Consider the following 3,490-nt stretch of genomic DNA (forward strand, 5'->3'; position numbering starts at 1 on the left):
GTTTCCGTCGCCGATGCCGCAACCTTCTTCCAGTCTCCGGTCGTGTTCCACCAGCGATTCGGATTGGCGCGGTCGTCCAGCCCCTTGGAACGGCTGGCGAGAATCGGCTGAATGCGGATCACCGGTTCCTGGTAGGAGTGCGCCTGGAAAATCGCCTCGACGACGCGGGCGGCCAGCGCCTGGTCGTCCGGCAGTTCGAAGGAAACCTCGACCGTGCCGGGGCGCCGCCGCAATTCGGTTTCGGCGCCGGCGGCCGCACCGTCAAGCGGCCTGTAGCGTTCGATGCCGTGCGCCGACTGATAGGCATTGCGGTCATATTTGCCCATGGCCAGCGGCGCGATCGCCACCACGGCATCCATGATGCGGTCGACGTCGGCGGCCGGAGCCTGGAAGGTCACGAGCAGAAGCAGTGTCATTCGTAGCGATGTGGTTTCAAAGCCGCTGTCGATCATGGAAGTGTCCTCAAGTGTTTTGGGACACCTTTTTAGCCCTGTGCTCCTGACACGGTTCTGTCAGCAGCCTGTCACCGTGCCGTGCCAAATGCATGGCAGGCCGCAGTCGCGCTACAGCAGGATCTTGCGAACCAACCTGACGGCGACCAAAGCGATATAGGCGGCGAAGAACAGGCCGAGCGACCAGCCGAAGCCGGACGGGCCGAACGCATCCATGCCGATGCCGATCGCCTGCGGCCCGAGCACCATGCCGACGCCGTAGCACAGCACGAAGGCGGCATTGGCCGACGCCAGTTCATGGCCGGAAAGCTGCGAGCCGAGATGGGCAAGGCCGATCGTGTACATGGCAGCGACGACGCCGCCCCAGACGAACAGAAGCGCGGCCATCAAATGCCAATTCTGGGCGAAGAAGGGCATGAACACGGTGCCGATAAGACCGACCGTCGCGCAGGCAATCAGCAGGTAGCGGCGATCGCTGACGCGGTCGCTGATCATGCCGATCGGGATCTGCAACAACACATTGCCGAGGCCGATCATGGTCAGCAGAAGGGCCGCATCGGCCTCGGAATAGCCGATTCGGCTGCCGTAGATCGGGAACAGCGCAAAGCCGCCGGTTTCCACCGCGCCGAACACCAGCACGGCAGCGGTCGCCGACGGCACCAGCCAGATGTAGCGCAGGAAATTGCTGGTTTCGCCATCCGAGGCGATCGACGGGCTCTCGTTGCGTGCTGCCAGCACGGGTATGGCCGCCAGCGTCACCAACGCGATGATGACGCCGAACGGCCTGAAGCCGGAACTGCCGAGATGAGCGAACAGCCACGGTCCGGCGGCAAAGCCGAGCGACAGGACAGTGGCGTAGATGCCAAGGACAAGGCCGCGCCGGTGCGGCGGCGCCGAGGTGCTGATCCAGAATTCAGACAGGATGAACAGCACCGTCAGCGCAATGTGCAGCACGATGCGCAGTGGAAACCACATCCAGAAATCGGGTGCGAAATGGAAGCCGACAAAGGCCAGCGCGCCGGCGGCGATCATGGCGATCATGGTCCAGGCAACGCCGAAGCGCATGGCGAGCGGGGTCGCCAGCGGCGCACCGGCGATCGAGGCGAGGCCGGCGACGGCGGTGTTGAGGCCGATCATCGAAGCCGAGTGGCCGCGTGTTTCAAGGATGACGCTGAGCAGCGGCATGCCGAGGCCGATGGCGATGCCGACGACGCTGATCGACGAGATCGCCGCCACCATCGGCAGCCAGTGTACGCGCTCGTCGCCCTTTGGTTGGGTATCGACCGTCATGGATGCTGAATACTCTGTCTGTTTGATCTTACGCAATTCGGACGGAAAACCGCGTCACACTTTCCTGGAATTGCTCTAGAGAAGTTCGCGGATGAAGCGCCTGCGGACCAGCCGGTAGAAGGGCACGGGACCGCCTGGACGCAACAGCGGATCATGGGCGAGGCGCTTTTCCAACTCGTCCAGGATCATTCGGGTGATGTCGGGTATGTCGGCTTCCCTGGCCTTGGCAAGCGGCAGCCAGACCAGCTCTTCCAGTTCGTTGGTCGGACCGCCACCGGGCAGCTCGACCGCGACGTCGTCACGCCAGGCGCTGAAGAAACGGGTGTCGAAGCGGCGCACCCGGTTGGGCGGCGTGATGGCGCGCGCGACGAAGCGCAGCATGTCGAGAGAGGGTTGCACGCCGTGTTCGGCAAAGCCTTGCCAGTCGGATCTGGGGGTTGCGAAAGCACCCTTGCGGCCGATCAGCAGCCCGGCTTCCTCATAGGTCTCTCGGATGGCCGACAGGGCGATGGCGCGGGCTCGTGCGGCGCTTGTGCGCCCCGGCCCGGCGATCAGCTTGGCTTCCTGCTTCGGGTGCAGGGCGGCGACGACCGGTATGCGGCTATCGGCCGGATCGGTGCGGCCGCCGGGAAAGACGAACTTGCCCGGCATGAAGGCGTGGCCGGCATGGCGGCGACCCATCAGAACCAGTACGTCGTCGTCCTTGCGGTCGAGCAGGATGAGGGTTGCCGCGTCGCGCGGGCGAATTGGCCGGCCGCTATGAGCGATCATGCTCCGCTCGATCCTGTCGACTTCCGCCTTGGTCATACCGTCCATGCGCAGGACCTAGCGGAAACTTCTGGCAAGCGAAAGTGGCCTTTCACGGTCGGTATGTTGCGCCAGGCAGCATTCTTGGCTGCGGCCTAGGCTCCGGGATGCGGCTCGATCACGTCGTGCTCGCCGCCGAAGCCGTGCATATAGAAGGCCCATTGCAGTCCGATGACGGCACCCTTGACCGGCTGCAGCAGCGCAACCGACAAAAGGATGGTCAGCGGCACCCAGATGGCGATGTGCTGCCATATGGACAAAGTCGACGTCGCCTCCACGCCCATGAAGGCGCCCAGCACGATGTGGCCGACGATGACGATGACGAGGTAGGCCGGCAGGTCGTCGGCCCGGTGGTGATGCAATTCCTCGCCGCAGACGCCGCATGTGTCGACGGTCTTGGTAAAAGCGCGAAACAGCTTGCCTTCGCCGCAATGCGGGCAGCGGCCGAGCAGGCCGCGCTTCATCGCCGTCCACAGCGGGCGTGCGGCCCGGCCCGAGTGATGTTCTCCGCCGAAAACCTGTTCTTCCATGGCTGTTGTCATCATCGTCTCCTGCCGCGCGAACCCGGTCGCGATTGCGACGCGCGGGCGCGGCCCTTGGCCTTGTGAAACGACCGCTTGGAGCCCGGCAGAGGCTTTGGGTCGGTCAACATCTCGAAGCGCATCGCGCCGGCCATCGGCGCCACCTCGATAAGCCGGACCTCGACGCGGTCCGCGAGTTGGTAGCCTTTGCCAGAGCGTTCTCCGAACAGGGAGCGAGCCGTTTCATCGTATATATAGTAATCGCCGCCCAGAGTTGACACCGGGATGAAACCATCCGCGCCGTACTGCGGCAATTGGACAAATAGTCCTGATTTGGTGACGCCGGAGATGCGGGCATCGAACCGGTCATCGACGCGTTCGGCGAGATAGGCGGCGATCAGACGGTCGACCGTGTCCCGC

5 protein-coding genes are annotated in these 3,490 nt (G+C 64.2%); all 5 read right to left on the bottom strand.

Translation table 11 applies throughout. The annotated features are described in order from the left end of the window. Positions 1 to 452 (bottom strand): hypothetical protein (locus EN969_RS22170; RefSeq protein ID WP_127419395.1); only part of this gene is annotated, 452 nt, incomplete at its 3' end. Between the two features lie 111 nt (positions 453 to 563). After that, positions 564 to 1,742, bottom strand: coding sequence for an MFS transporter (locus tag EN969_RS22175; protein ID WP_024503576.1), 1,179 nt, complete (start codon positions 1,740 to 1,742; stop codon positions 564 to 566). A 75-nt stretch (positions 1,743 to 1,817) separates the two neighbouring features. Continuing rightward, a complete protein-coding gene (locus tag EN969_RS22180) occupies positions 1,818 to 2,558 on the bottom strand; it encodes an NUDIX domain-containing protein (RefSeq protein ID WP_063167899.1) in 741 nt (246 codons plus the stop codon). Between the two features lie 86 nt (positions 2,559 to 2,644). Continuing rightward, a complete protein-coding gene (locus tag EN969_RS22185) occupies positions 2,645 to 3,079 on the bottom strand; it encodes a DUF983 domain-containing protein (RefSeq protein ID WP_024503574.1) in 435 nt (144 codons plus the stop codon). 11 nt (positions 3,080 to 3,090) lie between these two features. Next, on the bottom strand, positions 3,091 to 3,490 hold a 400-nt coding region (locus tag EN969_RS22190; RefSeq protein WP_127419396.1), incomplete at its 5' end, for a S1 RNA-binding domain-containing protein.

Source organism: Mesorhizobium sp. M7A.F.Ca.CA.003.01.2.1, assembly GCF_003998945.1.
In the GTDB taxonomy this organism is placed as follows: domain Bacteria; phylum Pseudomonadota; class Alphaproteobacteria; order Rhizobiales; family Rhizobiaceae; genus Mesorhizobium; species Mesorhizobium ciceri.